The organism is Paraburkholderia sp. USG1 (assembly GCF_031570135.1).
Classification (GTDB): Bacteria; Pseudomonadota; Gammaproteobacteria; order Burkholderiales; family Burkholderiaceae; genus Paraburkholderia; species Paraburkholderia dioscoreae.
In genome coordinates this window covers 175,929-193,173 of the sequence record NZ_JAMWXW010000010.1, presented here as the reverse complement: position 1 = coordinate 193,173, position 17,245 = coordinate 175,929, and the positions used below count along the sequence as shown (strand labels likewise).

The following is a 17,245-nucleotide window of genomic DNA, read 5'->3' as shown; positions in this document are numbered from 1 at the left end:
GCTTTTTTTTGACCTTTACTTGACGTTTACGGAAAGGTGAGCAGAATCGTGTTCTCAAGCCGATCGGCGCCACACCTCGACGTCTGGAAATGCGCTGCGGGTAAGACTTGATGCCTGGCCGACACATGCCGGTGGCACAATCGGTTTCAAATTCATTTCAATAAGAGCTTCCGCTCAGTTCACGGAGACAACACCATGGCAACGCACGTGTCAGGCGAAGGTGCACTCATCGAACCCAAAGACGGGCTGTCGTACGTCCGTGGGCCGACCGACATCCCGTTGAGCGAAGCGACGGTCGGTCAGTTTCTGCGCGATACGGCCGAGCGTTTTCCGGATCGTCCAGCGGTGGTGTTTCGCGAGCAACGCATTCGCTGGACATGGCAGGAGTTTGCGGAAGAAGTCGACGTGTTGGCGGCCGGCCTGCTCGCGCTCGGCATCGTGAAGGGTGACCGGGTCGGCATCTGGTCGCCGAATCGCGTGGAATGGTTGCTCACCCAGTTTGCGACCGCGCGCATCGGCGCTGTGCTGGTCAATATCAACCCGGCATATCGGCTTGCGGAACTCGAATACGCGCTGAACAAGGTCGGTTGCAAGGCAATCATCGCCGCCGAGCGTTTCAAGACGTCCATGTACCTTGAGATGTTGCAGGAACTTGCACCTGAACTGGCCGCGCAAGCGCCGGGTGAACTGCATGCGTCGAGGCTGCCCGAATTGCGCTATGTGATTCGCATGTGCGATACGGAAACGCCAGGCATGTTGAGCTTTTCCGACGTGATCGAGCAAGGTCGCGCGTCGCTGGACGTGCCGAAACTCGACGCCATCGGCGCCACGCTCTCGTGCCGCGATCCGATCAACATCCAGTTCACAAGCGGCACGACAGGCAACCCGAAGGGCGCGACGCTGACCCATCGCAACGTGGTCAACAACGCGCGCTACATCGCGATGGCGATGCGCCTAACCGAGCAGGACGGCTTGTGCATTCCCGTGCCGTTGTATCACTGCTTTGGAATGGTGTTATCGGTGCTAGCGTGCGTATCTGTCGGCGCCAATATGGTGTTTCCAGGTGAGGGATTCGACCCGGCCGCAACCTTGGCCGCAGTCGCGGAAGAGCAGTGCACCGCGCTGCACGGCGTGCCGACCATGTTCATTGCCGAACTCGATCACCCGGACTTCGCCACCTACGACTTATCGCGCTTGCGCACCGGCATCATGGCGGGCTCGCCATGTCCGATCGAGACCATGAAGAAGGTCGTCTCCAGGATGCATCTGGGCGAGATCACCATCGCCTACGGCATGACGGAAACCAGCCCGGTCTCGTTCCAGAGCTCGACTACCGATCCGCTCGACAAGCGCACAACCACGGTCGGGCGCATCCAGCCGCATCTGGAGGTGAAAATCGTCGATCCCCTTGGCAACATTGTGCCAGTGGGCGAAACCGGTGAACTGTGTACACGCGGCTATTCGGTGATGCAGGGCTATTGGGACGATGAGGCGAAGACACGCGAAAGCATTGTCGACGGTTGGATGCACACCGGCGATCTGGCGACGTTCGATGCCGAAGGCTATTGCAATATCGTCGGACGTCTGAAAGACATGCTGATTCGCGGCGGCGAGAACATCTATCCGCGCGAAATCGAGGAGTTTCTATTCCGTCACCCGAAAATCCAGAGCGTGCAGGTATTCGGCGTGCCCGACTCGAAATACGGTGAAGAGGTTTGCGCGTGGGTCGTATTGCGCTCGGGCGAGCAGGCGAGCGCTGAAGAGATCCAGCAGTTCTGCCAAGGCCAGATTGCGCACTACAAGGTGCCGAAGTACATCCGTTTTGTCGACGAACTGCCCATGACGGTGACGGGCAAGGTGCAGAAGTTCATTATGCGCGAGCGGATGATCAGCGAATTGAAGCTGCGGGAAGATAAGACGGCGTGATGATGTTCGATAGCAGGTCCACACGCGGGTTTATTGCGCGGCGGACCTGCCATTGAAGAACAGGAACCAAGCCGTTTGCTGCGCGTAAGTTGTGAAAAGCGGCTAACTTACTACAAAAGGCGCGTTACCGCATCGCGCAAACGTTTGGCTGGACGAAAAAAAAGCGGGCCTGGAGCCCGCTAAAAACCACACGCTACGGGGTTAGCGCGAGGAGACCAAAGAAGGAACCGACTGAGACGGCGACCCTGCGCCGACTACGGCCCCAGCAGGGATGCCCCTTCACAGGGCTTCGGCATACGCCGACCGGCAAGTGCATCGTATCCGCTCACACCACGCACCCAGCCACATCCGTGTTGAAACCGTTGAGGGCATTGTGGGCGAATTAACCCATGAGCGCGGTAACAAAGTGTTTCAGGTTGTAACGCCCGCCAGATAAGGCGCTGCAGGATATATTGCCAAAAAGGATCGTTTGAAACGTAATATTTACCGATGACTGCCCCGCAATTTCATACGCATGATTGATGCTATTCGCGACGCATATTGCGACGTCATCCATTAAGTCGATTCCGCATGAAATGGTTGCATGGTCATCGTTTGGGTGACGAATCGCCCGCGTTACACGTATTCGGCCGCGCTCAATAAATTTCAACGGTTCAAACGTGGCCGCCGGGTTGCGCAGCAATATTCGCCGTATGGGCAACGGCCAAGAAAAAGGGCGCGTTCCCCGACGCTCAGCGCGGCATCATTGATCTGTTCTTACCTGGACGCACCTCGTGCCGTTACATGATTCGGCGCGTGAGCGAAATTTCTTGGCGTTTTGCCGACCGCCCCGTCTGCCAGAGAGAACGGAAACTGGGGCGTCCAAAAAAAAACCACCATGCTATTTCAGCCATTTGTCCGAAATGGCTTGATACTCGCCGGTCGCACGCGCGAGGTGCAGCCATTGGTCGACGTACTCCTGGAGCGCCACGTCGCCACGCGGCAGCAGCCAGGCCTTTTCTCCGTACTGGAAAGGCTTGTCCGGATGCACCGAGCAAAGACCCGGATTCAGCTTTTGTTGTAGCAACGTTTCCGACGCGTCCGTCACCATGACGTCGGCCTTGCCGGCAAGAATCTGCTTGAAAACGGTCACGTTGTCGGGATACACGGTCAGGTTGGCGTGCGGAAAGTATTGCTTCGCGAACCGCTCGTTGGTGCCGCCCGGATTGACGATTACCCGTGTTGCGGGCTGGTCGATCTGCGCCACCGTCTGGTATTTGCTGACGTCGTCGCATCGAACGATCGGCGTTTTGCCGTCGACCATATACGCCTGCGTGAAAAACGCGCGTTTCTGCCGTTCGAGGGTCGGCGATACGCCGCCTACGCCGACGTCGCATCTGGCGACGAAGTCATTCATCAGGTTCGACCACGTCGTCTTGACGTACTCTGTCTTGACGCCGAGCGACTTGGCGAGCGACTCCGTCATGTCGATATCAATGCCTTCGAACTGGCCGTCCGCCTTGTAGAACGAGTACGGTTTGTAGTCGCCGGTCGTGCAGGCGCGCAACGTGCCGCGCGCGATGATTTCATCGAGCCGCGAGGGCGCCGCCGCAGCGGTGCTCTGGGCCCAAGCCGCGCCTATATGCATCAAAACACCGGTCAGCGCGCCGAGCAGCGCGAGTGTCGCCTTGTTCATCGAGTCTCCTTGGTTGTATGTAATTGTGTGGGAAGTCTGCTGGATGATAGCTCGGCAATCCGGGCTTGAACATTGGCCGTTCAGCCAGGTGGGAGACGGCTGCCAATCCACGAAAAAGCCGCCTTGAGCGAGGCGCGCAGCAGTTATTGGTCGCATCTGGCACGATGCAGCGAGTCCGGTCCGGTAAAATGCCCCTTTGCCCTCAGTCGTACGCAACGTGGCCCATAAACTCCTGAACGATACTTTCCTGCGCGCGCTGCTGCGCCAGCCGACCGACTACACGCCGATCTGGCTGATGCGGCAAGCTGGCCGCTACCTGCCGGAATACAACGCCACGCGCGGTCGCGCGGGCAGTTTCCTGGGTCTGGCAAAAAGCCCGGCGTTCGCAACGGAGGTCACGCTGCAACCGCTAGAGCGCTATCCGCTCGACGCCGCGATCCTGTTCTCCGACATCCTGACCGTGCCCGACGCAATGGGTCTGGGCCTGGAGTTCGTGACCGGGGAGGGCCCAAAATTCGCGCGGCCGGTGCGTACGGAAGACGACGTCGCGCGCCTCGCGGTGCCGGACATCGACGCCACGCTGCGCTACGTGACTGACGCCGTGCGCGAAATTCGCACCGCGCTCACCGATGCGCAGGGCCGCCAGCGCGTGCCGCTGATCGGTTTTTCGGGCAGTCCGTGGACGCTCGCGTGCTACATGGTTGAAGGCGGCGGTTCGGCGGACTTCCGCACGGTCAAGTCAATGTTGTATGCGCGTCCGGACCTCATGCATCGCATTCTCGACGTCAACGCGCGCGCGGTTGCCGCTTACCTGAACGCGCAGATCGAAGCCGGCGCGCAAGCCGTGATGATTTTCGACACGTGGGGCGGGGCGCTGGCGGACGGCGTCTATCAACGCTTTTCGTTGCACTACATCCAGCAGGTGGTGAGTCAGCTGAAGCGCGATCATGACGGCGAAAAAGTGCCGGTGGTCACCTTCACCAAGGGCGGCGGCCTGTGGCTCGACGAGATCGCCGAAACCGGCGTGGATGCGGTCGGTCTCGACTGGACCGTGAACCTGAGCAAGGCTCGGGAACGCGTGGGCGGCAAGGTGGCGCTGCAAGGCAATATCGATCCATCGGTCCTGTTTGCCCCGCCGGCTGCGATCCGGATGGAAGCGCGCGCCGTACTGGACAGTTTCGGCAACCATCCCGGCCATGTGTTCAACCTCGGCCACGGCATTTCGCAGTTCACGCCGCCGGAACACGTCGCCGAACTCGTGGACGAAGTGCATCGTCATAGCCGGGCAATTCGCAGCGGCGCACATGCACCGGCATGAGGCCGTAATCGTTACCATTTTTGTTGCGACGCAGCGAACTGGGCTCTCGGTCTAAGGGAAAATATGCAGTCAACGGGCCGTCAGATGGCGGTCCTGAGAAAGTCAAGACTTGACTTATGCACATTCATCACGCTGCGGCGCGGTAGAAGCTTTAGTCGCATCCCGGCCCTTGCACATTGCAGGCGCATTTGATCTAAGCCTTGTCTGGCAAGGGTTTGAGGGAGGCGGTGCAGAATGTGCGGAATCCCACAGAAGGCCGCTGCGACGCGGTTCCCCGGCCTTCCGGGCAAAGTTCTCAACAAAGTTATCCACAGGCACGCGGGCCGATTGCAATTGTTCAGCGGAATCCAAAACTTAGCGCCGAAATTGAAGTTTTACTTTAACTTCGAGTGGCCTGCCGTCTGCTCGGCGGACACCATGAAGCGGCGTCGCGTCGCGCGCGTCGTTCTGATTTCCGCTGACGCGTGAGTGACGTCTTCGTCCGCGTCGCGCTGGATCATCCGCTTCCGACCTTGTTCGACTATCGGTGCGACACACCTGAGCGGGTGGTGCCGGGCATGCTGGTCAGCGTGCCGTTTGGTAAGCGCCATGTGGTTGGACTTATCTGCGAAGTGACCGCTCACAGCGACGTGCCGCCTGACCGCCTTCGCGCTATTGATAGCGTGTGCACTGCGTCTCCGCCGCTATCGTCGGAATGGTTGAGGTTGGCCGCTTTCGCAGCGGATTATTATCAACGCGGCCTCGGCGAAGTGGCGTTGCCGGCTTTGCCGCAAGCGCTGCGCGACGCCTCGCGCTGGTCACGGCTGTTTGCGCCGCAAGAGCGCTACAGTCTGACGCCTACAGGCAAAACGGCCCTCCCCGACGCACTGCCGGCTCGGGCGAGCGCGTTGCGCAAGCTGGCGCAGGCATTGGCCGAGACCGAGTTTCTGCTGGCCGCCGAGGTTCGCGCGCTGCACCCCAAAGCGATCACGACGCTCGATGCATGGCTGGCGGAAGGCTGGGTAGCGCTGGACCTCATCGAAGCTGCCGCCGAGCTTACCGCTCCGGTGCCACCCAGCGCGCCCTCGCCCACGCTGCCCATGCTCACCGACGAGCAGGCGACGGCTGTCGAAGCCATTCGCAACGCCGACGGTTTTGCGCCATTTCTGCTGCACGGCGTGACGGGCAGCGGCAAGACAGAGGTCTATCTGCGGGCACTCGCGGAGATCCTGGCCGCCAGGCCCGACGCTCAGGCGCTTGTCCTCGTGCCTGAAATCAATCTGACGCCGCAGTTCGAAGCGGCTTTTCGCGCGCGCTTCGCCGCGCTCGAAGGCACGTCGATCGTCACGCTGCACAGCGGTCTCGCGGAAGGCGAGCGCGCCCGCAGCTGGTTCGCCGCTCACACAGGGCAGGCTCGCATCGTACTCGGCACCCGGTTGGCGGTGCTCGCCTCGCTGCCCAAGCTCGCGATCATCGTCGTCGACGAGGAGCACGATCCCGCCTACAAGCAGCAGGAAGGCTTGCGCTATTCGGCGCGCGATCTGGCGATCTACCGCGCCAAGCAGCTCGGATTGCCGGTTGTGCTCGGCTCGGCCACGCCGTCGCTGGAAAGCTGGTGGCAAGCCGATCAGGGGCGCTACAAGCGGCTCACCCTGTCGCGCCGGGCGGTCGCCGACGCCGTATTGCCCACCGTCAGACTGATCGATCTGGAAGAAGAGCGGCGCCGCGGCCGGGCGTCGGTGGAGGGGTTGTCGGGGCCGTTGATCGCCGCGCTGAAGGCGCGGCTCGACCGCGGCGAGCAAAGCCTCGTGTTCCTGAACCGCCGCGGTTACGCGCCGCAGCTTGCCTGCGACGCCTGCGGCTGGGTCGCCGGTTGTCCGCGTTGCAGCGCCTACGTGGTGCTGCATAAGCCCGAGCGCGCGCTCCGCTGCCACCACTGCGGGTGGGAAGCACGCATTCCGCGCTCGTGCCCGGAGTGCGGCAACGTCGACATCGCGCCGATGGGGCGCGGCACGCAACGCGTCGAAGAAACGCTGGCGAGCGCGGTGCCCGGCGCGCGGGTATTGCGTATCGACGCCGACAGCACGCGCCGCAAGGGCAGCGCACAGGCGCTGTTTTCCGACGTCCACGCGGGCGAGGTCGACATCCTCGTCGGCACGCAGATGATCGCCAAGGGCCACGACTTCCAGCGCGTGTCGCTGGTCGGCGTGCTGAACGCCGACACCGCGCTCTTTTCCCACGACTTCCGCGCCAGCGAACGGCTTTTCGCCCAGTTGATGCAAGTAAGCGGCCGGGCAGGCCGCGCGGGCTTGCCCGGCGAAGTGCTGGTGCAAACGCGCTATCCGCGCCACGCGCTCTACCACGCGCTGGCACGCCACGACTATGTCGGCTTCGCCAACTCCACGCTGGCCGAGCGGCGCGATGCGCACTTGCCGCCGTTCGTCTATCAGGCCTTGTTGCGGGCCGAAGGCCGCACGCTCGAGGCCGCGCTCGCGTTTCTGCAGCAGGCGGCGGCCAGCCTGACCGGCATTCCCGCCGCCGAACGCGTGACCGTCTACGACGCAGTGCCGCTCACCATCGTCAAGGTGATGCACGTGCACCGCGCCCAGTTGCTGATCGAGAGCGCATCGCGCGGCGCGTTGCACGCAACTTTGCGTGCCTGGCAGCCGCTGCTGCGCGGCATGAAGGGCGTGCTGCGCTGGAATCTGGAAGTCGATCCGCTCGACATCTGAGGCACGTCGCCAGAGCGGCGAAGCCGTTACTTCTTTGAGTCATATTCATAGAGCGAATGGTCGTTTCGTTTTGCGACGCCGCTCGCCTATATTTCGCCGAACCGGCGCACATTCGGGCAAAACTCCAACATTCCGACGCCGATGTACCTCAACTCTTTCGGGGCATGGCGATGAGCGATACCAATCAAACGCTGCCGACGGGCGCCGCACCGGCCAAACGGCAAAGCACGCACGGCGGCGGACTTTTTTCGACTGAAGACTGGTGGGCGGTGTGGGTCGGCCTGCTGGTGATCGTGATAGCGTGGGCGCTGTTCGCGTCGGGCAGCAGCATCAAGTGGCTGGCGGTGGCGCCGGCCAGATGGTCGGGTGTAGGGCAGGCTGCGCAGGACGCCGGCAAGCATCTGCCGAACTATGCCGCGCTGTTCATCGTGTTCGCGTTGCTGTTCGGCGTGAGCCTCGCTGCGCTCAAGCAACGGGTCGGTGCTTTCCTCGGGTCGTTCCTGATCCTGTTCATCGCTTCGGCGCTGATTTTCACGCTGGGCGCGTGGGTCAATGCGTCGAAGTACAACCTCGAACCGCCGCTCGTCGCGCTGGCGCTCGGTCTGCTGATCTCGAACGTGTTCACGTTGCCCGAATGGTTTTCGGCGGGCTTGCGCGTCGAGTTCTACATCAAGGTCGGTATCGTGCTGCTCGGCGCGACGTTACCGTTCACGCTGCTGGTGTGGGCTGGCCCCGTAGCGGTCGGGCAGGCGACCATCGTTTCGCTTGTCACATTCTTCGTGATCTTTTTTGCCGCCAAGGCGTTCGGCCTCGACCGGCGCTTTGCCGCTGTGCTCGGTGTCGGCGGCGCGGTGTGCGGCGTCTCGGCGGCGATCGCGATTGCCGGCGCGGTACGGGCGAGGCGCGAACAGGCTTCGGTGGCGATTACGCTGGTCGTGCTGTGGGCGATCGTGATGATCTTCGTGCTGCCGTTCGCGTCCCGCTCGCTCGGACTGTCGACCGCAGTCGCCGGCGCATGGATCGGCACCTCGGAATTCGCCGACGCCGCCGGGATCGCGGCCGCGCAAGCTTATGGCGACTTCGCGAAACACGCCGGCAGCGCGATTGCGGGGGCGCCGGAGGCGTCGCTGCAGGCGTTCACGCTGATGAAAGTGGTCGGCCGCGATATCTGGATCGGCATCTGGGCGTTCGTGCTGGCGATCGTCGCGACGACCCGCTGGGAATCGCAAGACAGCGGCGTCACGGCAAAGCCCAACGCCGGCGAGATCTGGGCGCGCTTTCCGAAGTTCGTGATCGGCTTCGTGATCGCGTCGGCGCTGGTGACGTGGATCGCCAGCCACTATTCGCTGGCCGATTACCGCAAGGTCGTGACGCCCGAATTCGTCGCCCCGATCACCGCGTTGCGCACGTGGGCGTTCACGTTCTGTTTCCTCAGCATTGGGCTGACCACGCGCCTGCGCTCGCTGACCGCCACCGGCCTGAAGCCGTTCCTTGCATTTACGGTGGGCGTGGTGGTCAATATCGCCATCGGCTACGCGCTGTCCGCGCACGTGTTCGCACCGTACTGGAATAGCTTGGGGCAGGGTTCGTGACGAGCGGCGCATTCCGCATCGCCAACACGGCGGACGCACGCGACGCAGCGTGCGCGCCGTGCTGCGCAGGCTGCCGGTATCGCGCTGAGAGTCGGGATTCGTTGGAGCAGAGCATTCCTGGCCTCGCGGTATTCGGTTCGGCATTTGGCGCGAGCGTGGCGGACAGCCGGCTTTGCCGGGTGCACGACCAGCTCGTTTCGCCGGGCGACGCCTGCCCGCAGTTCGAGCCGATCCTTCGGCACTGACGTCTACCCGTGCGTCGCCGCGGCTTCGGGCCGGGCGTCGCGCGTGTCTTCCCGCTGCTGGGTCAACCGGAGCGTGTCAGCCAGAGACTGGCCTCGCTAACTCCGGCACGACACGCCGGACACCATTATTCAATCGTTCAAAGCAGTCCGCGCGTCGCCCGCCGATGCGCGCGACGCTGCAGGTGTGCGTTCCTTGACGGGCTCGCGCCGGCCGGGGCCGCTCGTCGCGCCGCGGATGAACAGCACCGCGCAAGTCGCGCACATTGCCCAGATGCCCAATACCACCAGCCATTTTTCCATTTCGCCTGTCCTCAAAACCCCGTACCGTTCTTTTTGTGCGTGCCAGGGAGGCCGCGCGCGCTATGTTCCGTATAACGGCGCGCCAACCCGTTCTGATAAGGGTAAAAGCAAAAAGAATCACGCCAGGGAAAGTACTAATCGTAACCGCCGTCCCAACGCGCACCGCGACAGCGCGCAAACCCCCGTCGCACAGGGCTCCAGGTAGGGTGCAACCATGCATCTGACGTGGTTGCACCTTTTTATTGGGAAGCGTACGATTCGCCCAACTTTTAGTCTTTTGCCAGCGCATTCGTCTGGTATCCGAAGAAGGAAACATGGCTAGCACCACCCTTGGCGTCAAGGTCGACGACCTCCTGCGTACCCGGCTGAAAGATGCCGCCACTCGTCTCGAACGCACTCCGCACTGGCTCATCAAGCAGGCCATCTTCGCGTACCTCGAAAAGATCGAGCACGGCCAATTGCCGCCCGAGCTGTCGGGTGTGGCGGGCTCGGCCGATCTGACCGAGGGCGCCGCGGTCGAACACGAGGAAGACGGTGCGTCGCACCCATTCCTCGATTTCGCACAAAACGTGCAACCGCAATCGGTGCTGCGTGCCGCGATCACGGCCGCTTACCGTCGTCCGGAGCCGGAATGTTTGCCGTTCCTGCTCGGTCAGGCGCGTTTGCCGGCCAACCTCGCGGGCGACGTGCAGACGATGGCCGGCAAGCTGGTCGAAACGCTGCGCACCAAGAGCAAGGGCGGTGGCGTCGAAGGGCTGATCCACGAATTCTCGCTGTCGAGCCAGGAAGGCGTGGCGCTGATGTGTCTCGCCGAAGCGCTGCTGCGCATTCCCGACCGCGCCACGCGCGACGCGCTGATCCGCGACAAGATCAGCAAGGGCGACTGGAAATCGCACGTCGGTCAGGCGCCGTCGATGTTTGTCAACGCCGCGACCTGGGGATTGATGATCACCGGCAAGCTGGTGACGACCAATAGTGAAACGAGCCTCTCGTCGGCGCTCACACGTTTGATCGGCAAAGGCGGCGAGCCGCTGATCCGCAAGGGCGTGGACATGGCGATGCGCCTGATGGGCGAGCAGTTCGTCACGGGTGAGAACATCTCCGAGGCGCTCGCCAACAGCCGCAAATACGAAGCACGTGGCTTCCGCTACTCGTACGACATGCTCGGCGAAGCAGCCACAACCGAAGCCGACGCACAGCGCTACTACGCGTCGTACGAACAGGCGATTCATGCGATCGGCAAGGCCGCCGGCGGCCGTGGCATCTACGAAGGCCCGGGCATCTCGATCAAGCTCTCCGCGCTGCACGCACGCTACTCGCGTTCGCAGCAGGAACGCACGATGAGCGAACTGCTGCCGCGCGTGCGCTCGCTCGCGATCCTGGCGCGCCGCTACGATATCGGCCTGAACATCGACGCCGAAGAAGCCGATCGCCTCGAAATCTCGCTCGATCTGCTCGAAGCGCTGTGCTTCGATCCGGAGCTGGCCGGCTGGAACGGTATCGGCTTCGTGGTGCAGGCGTATCAGAAGCGCTGCCCGTTCGTGATTGAATACCTGATCGATCTGGCGCGCCGCAGCCGTCACCGCATCATGGTGCGCCTCGTGAAGGGCGCGTACTGGGACACGGAAATCAAGCGCGCGCAAGTGGACGGACTGGAAGGCTATCCGGTCTACACGCGCAAGATCTATACGGACGTGTCGTACCTCGCCTGCGCGAAGAAGCTGCTCAGCGCGCCCGACGCGGTCTATCCGCAATTCGCCACGCACAACGCGCACACGCTGTCGGCGATCTATCACCTCGCGGGCAACAACTACTATCCCGGCCAGTACGAGTTCCAGTGCCTGCACGGCATGGGCGAACCGCTGTACGAAGAAGTCACCGGCCGCGACAAGCTGAACCGTCCGTGCCGCGTGTACGCGCCGGTCGGCACGCACGAAACGCTGCTCGCGTACCTCGTGCGTCGTCTGCTGGAAAACGGCGCGAACACGTCATTCGTGAATCGTATTGCCGATGAAACCGTCGCGATCAAGGATCTGATAGCCGACCCGGTCGACGAAGCCTCGAAGATCGTCCCGCTCGGCGCGCCGCACGCGAAGATTCCGCTGCCGCGCCATCTGTACGGTTCGGAGCGCCTCAATTCGATGGGTCTCGACCTGTCGAACGAGCACCGTCTGGCGTCGCTGTCGTCGGCGCTGCTGGCGAGCGCGCACCATCCGTGGCGCGCCGCGCCGATGCTCGAAGACAACGAAATCGCCGTAGGCCTCGCGCGCGACGTGCGCAATCCGGCCGACCATCGCGACCTCGTCGGCACGGTCGTCGAAGCGACGCCGGAGCACGTGGGCGCCGCTTTGGCACACGCGGTGGCCGCCGCGCCGATCTGGCAAGCCACGCCGGTCGATGCGCGCGCCGATTGCCTCGCGCGTGCCGCCGATCTGCTCGAAGCGCAGATGCATACGCTGATGGGCCTCGTGGTGCGCGAAGCCGGCAAGTCGCTGGCCAACGCCGTCGCGGAAATCCGCGAAGCGATCGACTTCCTGCGTTACTACTCCACGCAGATTCGCGAGGAGTTCTCCAACGACACGCATCGTCCGCTTGGCCCGGTGGTGTGTATCAGCCCGTGGAATTTCCCGCTGGCGATTTTCATGGGCCAGGTGGCCGCGGCGCTTGCAGCCGGCAACACGGTGCTCGCGAAGCCGGCTGAACAGACGCCGCTGATCGCCGCGCAAGCCGTGCGTATTCTGCGCGAAGCCGGCGTGCCGGCGGGCGCGGTGCAACTGCTGCCCGGCAACGGTGAAACGGTCGGCGCCGCATTGGTGGCCGATCCGCGCACCCGCGCGGTGATGTTCACCGGTTCGACCGAAGTCGCGCGCCTGATCAACAAGACGCTATCGAGCCGCCTCGATCCGGACGGCAAGCCGATTCCGCTGATCGCCGAAACGGGCGGCCAGAACGCGATGATCGTCGATTCGTCGGCACTTGCCGAACAGGTGGTGGCGGACGTGTTGCAATCGTCGTTCGATTCCGCCGGTCAACGGTGTTCCGCGCTGCGCGTTCTTTGTCTGCAGGACGATGTCGCGGACCGCACGCTGGAGATGCTGACGGGCGCGATGCGCGAACTGGCCGTGGGCAATCCGGACCGCCTGTCGATCGACGTCGGTCCGGTGATCGACCTCGACGCGAAGCGCGGTATCGACGCGCACGTCGCGGCGATGCGCGAGAAGGGCCGCAAGGTCGAGCAACTGCCGATGCCGGACGGTTGCGCGCAAGGCACCTTCGTTGCGCCGACGCTGATCGAACTCGACAGCATCGACGAACTGAAGCGTGAAGTGTTCGGCCCGGTGCTCCACGTGGTGCGTTATCGCCGCAGCCAGTTGGACAAATTGCTCGAGCAGATCCGCGCGACCGGTTACGGTCTGACGCTCGGCATCCATACGCGTATCGACGAAACGATCGCGCATGTGATCAGCCGCGCACACGTGGGCAACATCTACGTGAACCGTAACGTGATCGGCGCTGTGGTCGGCGTGCAGCCGTTCGGTGGCGAAGGTTTGTCGGGCACAGGTCCGAAAGCGGGCGGCGCGCTGTATCTCCAGCGGCTCCTCGCCACGCGTCCGGCCGGTTTGCCGAAGTCGCTCGCGCAGGCATTGGTCGTGGATGTTCCGCGCGCGGCCGAAAACGGCGACAATCCGTCCGCTGCATTGACGGCTTACCGCGACTGGCTGATTACCGAACGCGAGCCGCAACTGGCCGCGCGCTGCGACGGCTATCTGTCGCATGTGCCGGCAGGCGCCACGGCGGTATTGTCGGGACCGACCGGCGAGCGCAACACGTACACGCTGGGCGCGCGCGGCACGGTGCTGTGTATCGCGTCGACGGCAAGCGGTGCGCGCGTGCAGTTTGCCGCGGCGCTGGCTACGGGCAATCGCGCGTTGTTCGAAGGCGCGGCGGGTGAACAATTGGTGTCGCAGTTGCCCGCCTCGCTGAAGTCGCACGCAAGCGTGAAGAAGAGCGCCGATACACCGTTCGACGCCGTGCTGTTCGAAGGCGATAGCGACGAACTGCTGGCGCTGGTGAAGGAAGTCGCGAAGCGTCCGGGCCCGATCGTGTCGGTGCAGGGCGTCGCGGCACGCGCGCTGGAAAGCGGCGACGAGGACTACGCGCTCGAGCGTCTGTTGACGGAACGCTCGGTCAGTGTGAATACGGCAGCTGCAGGCGGTAATGCGAATTTGATGACGATCGGTTGAGCGAACCTCTCTGATCACTCAAAAAAACGGAAGCGGTACGGCGACCCCGAAACCGCTCCATCCACACCTGGTACCAAGGAGAAGCTATGCAACACAAGATGAAACAGCTGGCAGGCGCTGCACTGGTTGCGGCGATGTCGCTGGCGGGGACGGCCAACGCTCAATCGACGGAAGATGTGAAGGTCGGCTTTGCCGGCCCGATGACAGGCGCGCAGGCGCACTACGGCAAGGACTTCCAGAACGGTATTACGCTGGCAGTGGAAGACATGAACGCGACCAAGCCGGTGATCGGCGGCAAGCAGGTTCGCTTCGTGCTGGACTCGGCCGACGACCAGGCCGACCCGCGCACCGGTACGACCGTTGCGCAAAAGCTGGTGGATGACGGCATCAAGGGCATGCTCGGCCACTTCAACTCGGGCACCACGATTCCGGCTTCGCGCATTTACGCGAACGCGGGCATCCCCGAAATCGCAATGGCGACGGCGCCGGAATACACGCAACAAGGCTTCAAGACGACGTTCCGCATGATGACGTCCGACACGCAGCAAGGTTCGGTTGCCGGCACGTTTGCGGTGAAGACCCTGGGCATGAAGAAGATCGTGATCGTCGACGACCGCACGGCCTACGGCCAGGGTCTGGCCGATCAGTTCGAAAAGGCAGCGAAGGCAGCGGGCGGCCAGATCGTCGATCGTGAATATACGAACGACAAGGCTGTCGACTTCAAGTCGATCCTGACCAAGCTGAAGGCTGTTCAACCGGACCTGATCTATTACGGCGGCGCGGATTCGCAAGCGGCACCGATGGTCAAGCAGATGAAGGCACTGGGCATCAAGGCGCCGCTGATGGGCGGCGAAATGGTCCACACGCCGACGTTCATCCAGATCGCGGGTGATGCTGCGAACGGCACGGTGGCGTCGCTCGCCGGCCTGCCGCTGGAAGAAATGCCGGGCGGCAAGGACTATGTCGCGAAGTACAAGAAGCGTTTCAACGAAGACGTGCAAACATACTCGCCGTACGCTTACGACGGCGCAATGGCCATGTTCGACGCAATGAAGAAGGCGAACTCGACCGATCCGGCCAAGTACCTGCCGATGCTCGCGAAGACCTCGATGCCGGCAGTGACGTCGGCGAATCTCGCGTACGACAGCAAGGGCGACCTGAAGAACGGCGGTATTACGCTGTACAAGGTTGTCGACGGCAAGTGGACGACGCTGCAAAGCGTGGGTGGGAAGTAAGGCGCTTTCCTGCTCGAGTATCCGGCTGCCGCGTGATGATATGACGCGGCAGCCGGTGCAAAAAAGCCCTGTGGTTATCTAACCGCAGGGCTTTTTATTTGCCGCTTCGATACACGCGGCAATCACGCGAAGACTCGTTTACTCTCCGCGCATCTTTCTCCCCTGCTCGCGAATCTGTTCCAACGTCGCGCCCGGCGTGCTTGCTTCCTGCGGCATGCGAATCTCGATCACCGCCGCGCGCTTCGCCTCCATCGAACGCTTCAGCGCAGGCAGAAAATCTTCGGTCCGCTCCACCGTCTCGCCATGCGCGCCGAACGAACGCGCGAACGCCGCGAAATCCGGATTCGTGAGTCCGGTGCCGTGCACGCGACCCGGATAATGCCGCTCCTGATGCATACGGATCGTGCCGAACTGGCTGTTATTTACCACGATGAAAAGCACGTGCAGGTCGTACTGCATCGCGGTTGCGAGTTCTTGCGCGGACATCATGAAGCAGCCGTCGCCGGCCAGCGCGACGACCGCGCGTTGCGGATACATCGACTTCGCCGCGATCGCCGCCGGCACGCCATAACCCATCGCGCCGCTCGTCGGCGCGAGCTGCGAACGGTAATGGCGATACGAGAAGTGCCGATGCAGCCACGTCGCGTAATTGCCCGCGCCGTTGGTGAGAATCGCGTCGTCCGGTAGATGCGCGCGCAACTGCTGGATCACTTCGCCCATCTGCACGTCGCCCGGAATCTGGCGCGGTTTGCGCCAGTCGAGATACGCGCGATGCGCCTCGTCTGCCGCGCCCGACCAGGCGAGTTTGCCGGACGAAGGCTTCAACGCCGCAAGCAGCACTGCGAGCTCCGGCATGCCGGAGACGATCGGCAGATCCGCCGCATACACCCGACCCAATTCCTCCGCGCCTTGATGCACATGCACTAGTGTTTGCCTGGTCTTCGGAATGTCGAGCAGCGTGTAGCCGTTGGTCGTCGCTTCGCCCAGGCGCGGCCCGATTGCGAGCAACAGGTCGGCTTCGCGGATACGTTGCGCCAGCGCCGGATTGATACCAAGGCCGACGTCGCCGGCATAGTTCGGATGCTCGTTATCGAGCGTGTCCTGAAAGCGGAACGCGAGGCCGACCGGCAGTTGCCAGTTCTCGACGAAGCGTTGAAAGTCCGCGCACGCAGCAGGCGTCCAGCCGCTGCCGCCCGCGATCACCATCGGCCGTTGCGCGCCTTCGAGCAAGCCACGCAACTTCTCGATCTGTGCCGCAGAAGGTGACGCCGCAATGCGCTGATACGCCGGCGCGCCGGCCACGGCGTCGCATACGTCGCTCAACACGTCTTCCGGCAACGACAACACGACGGGTCCAGGCCGTCCGGATGTCGCCGTGTGAAATGCGTGGCTCAGATATTCGGGAATGCGTTTGGGATCGTCGATTTGCGCGACCCATTTCGCAATCTGACCGAACATGCGCCGGTAGTCGATTTCCTGGAAGGCCTCGCGATCGAGATGCTCGCGTGCGCATTGGCCGATCAGCAAAATCATCGGCGTGGAATCCTGAAACGCGGTGTGTACGCCGATCGACGCATGCGTGGCGCCGGGGCCGCGCGTGACGATCGCGACACCGGCCGTCCGGTCAATTTGCCGACGGCCTCCGCCATATTCGCCGCGGCCGCTTCATGACGACAAACAATGGTCTGGATGTGTTCGGTTTCATCGTGCAGCGAATCGAGCACGGCGAGAAAACTCTCGCCGGGCACGCAGAAAACACGTTCGACACCGTGCGTCAGCAAAGCATCGACGACGAGACGCGCGCCGGTGGTTTGAGCGGCGGTGGAACCGGAAACAGAAACGGGAGCATTCGGCTGCGACATTGCGATGAAGCCTCCAGGCAGTGCATGAGTGCGATGTGAGAATGCAAGCATCGACCGGACGCCGGCCGATGGGGCGCTTCGACAGCTTACGCCGGCAGCGCCTGCGCTGTCACGGCGCAGCGCAACCGCGGCGCTCG

General features: G+C 62.9%; 9 protein-coding genes and 1 pseudogene. 7 read left to right on the top strand and 3 right to left on the bottom strand.

The window, feature by feature from the left end:
- Positions 1–195 precede the first annotated feature (195 nt).
- Positions 196–1,926 (top strand): AMP-binding protein, encoded by a 1,731-nt coding sequence (locus NE850_RS15860; RefSeq protein WP_007180026.1) that lies wholly within the window; start codon positions 196–198, stop codon positions 1,924–1,926.
- Positions 1,927–2,806: 880 nt separating this feature from the next.
- Here NE850_RS15860 and NE850_RS15855 read toward each other — a convergent pair.
- On the bottom strand, positions 2,807–3,601 hold the full coding sequence (locus tag NE850_RS15855) for a transporter substrate-binding domain-containing protein (protein ID WP_007180024.1): 795 nt from the start codon (positions 3,599–3,601) through the stop codon (positions 2,807–2,809).
- A gap of 217 nt (positions 3,602–3,818) precedes the next feature.
- Here NE850_RS15855 and hemE point away from each other — a divergent pair, with 217 nt between their 5' ends.
- The 3 genes from hemE (at position 3,819) to NE850_RS15840 (ending at position 9,222) form a co-directional block, all read left to right on the top strand.
- The gene (gene hemE, locus NE850_RS15850) at positions 3,819–4,919 is read left to right on the top strand and encodes a uroporphyrinogen decarboxylase (RefSeq protein WP_007180023.1); all 1,101 of its coding nucleotides are present in this window, start codon (positions 3,819–3,821) and stop codon (positions 4,917–4,919) included.
- A gap of 464 nt (positions 4,920–5,383) precedes the next feature.
- Positions 5,384–7,630: a primosomal protein N' gene (locus NE850_RS15845; RefSeq protein ID WP_310698910.1), complete on the top strand. Its 2,247-nt coding sequence runs from the start codon at positions 5,384–5,386 to the stop codon at positions 7,628–7,630.
- Positions 7,631–7,800: 170 nt separating this feature from the next.
- Positions 7,801–9,222 (top strand): YeiH family protein, encoded by a 1,422-nt coding sequence (locus NE850_RS15840; protein WP_035518468.1) that lies wholly within the window; start codon positions 7,801–7,803, stop codon positions 9,220–9,222.
- 374 nt (positions 9,223–9,596) lie between these two features.
- Here NE850_RS15840 and NE850_RS15835 read toward each other — a convergent pair whose 3' ends face one another.
- Positions 9,597–9,767: a hypothetical protein gene (locus NE850_RS15835; protein ID WP_165187250.1), complete on the bottom strand. Its 171-nt coding sequence runs from the start codon at positions 9,765–9,767 to the stop codon at positions 9,597–9,599.
- Positions 9,768–10,081: 314 nt separating this feature from the next.
- Here NE850_RS15835 and putA point away from each other — a divergent pair, with 314 nt between their 5' ends.
- Both putA and NE850_RS15825 read left to right on the top strand, forming a co-directional pair.
- Positions 10,082–14,011 carry a trifunctional transcriptional regulator/proline dehydrogenase/L-glutamate gamma-semialdehyde dehydrogenase gene (gene putA, locus NE850_RS15830; RefSeq protein WP_310698909.1) on the top strand — a complete coding sequence of 1,310 codons (3,930 nt, stop codon included), beginning with the start codon at positions 10,082–10,084 and terminating at the stop codon, positions 14,009–14,011.
- 86 nt (positions 14,012–14,097) lie between these two features.
- Positions 14,098–15,246 carry a branched-chain amino acid ABC transporter substrate-binding protein gene (locus NE850_RS15825; RefSeq protein ID WP_007180017.1) on the top strand — a complete coding sequence of 383 codons (1,149 nt, stop codon included), beginning with the start codon at positions 14,098–14,100 and terminating at the stop codon, positions 15,244–15,246.
- A 138-nt stretch (positions 15,247–15,384) separates the two neighbouring features.
- Here NE850_RS15825 and NE850_RS15820 read toward each other — a convergent pair.
- Positions 15,385–16,994 (bottom strand): annotated as a pseudogene (locus NE850_RS15820) (thiamine pyrophosphate-binding protein).
- Between NE850_RS15820 and NE850_RS15815 the strand changes: the two are divergent.
- On the top strand, positions 16,938–17,147 hold the full coding sequence (locus NE850_RS15815; RefSeq protein ID WP_310698914.1) for a hypothetical protein: 210 nt from the start codon (positions 16,938–16,940) through the stop codon (positions 17,145–17,147). The pseudogene NE850_RS15820 and the gene NE850_RS15815 sit on opposite strands and share 57 nt — an antisense overlap.
- Positions 17,148–17,245 lie beyond the last annotated feature (98 nt).

What these genes read in the sequence shown, in the direction of transcription:
- putA (WP_310698909.1), top strand. Translation starts at nt 10,082, where the DNA reads ATGGCTAGCACCACCCTTGGCGTCAAGGTCGACGACCTCCTGCGTACC.
- NE850_RS15835 (WP_165187250.1), bottom strand. Translation starts at nt 9,767, where the DNA reads ATGGAAAAATGGCTGGTGGTATTGGGCATCTGGGCAATGTGCGCGACT.
- NE850_RS15855 (WP_007180024.1), bottom strand. Translation starts at nt 3,601, where the DNA reads ATGAACAAGGCGACACTCGCGCTGCTCGGCGCGCTGACCGGTGTTTTG.
- NE850_RS15840 (WP_035518468.1), top strand. Translation starts at nt 7,801, where the DNA reads ATGAGCGATACCAATCAAACGCTGCCGACGGGCGCCGCACCGGCCAAA.
- NE850_RS15860 (WP_007180026.1), top strand. Translation starts at nt 196, where the DNA reads ATGGCAACGCACGTGTCAGGCGAAGGTGCACTCATCGAACCCAAAGAC.
- NE850_RS15825 (WP_007180017.1), top strand. Translation starts at nt 14,098, where the DNA reads ATGCAACACAAGATGAAACAGCTGGCAGGCGCTGCACTGGTTGCGGCG.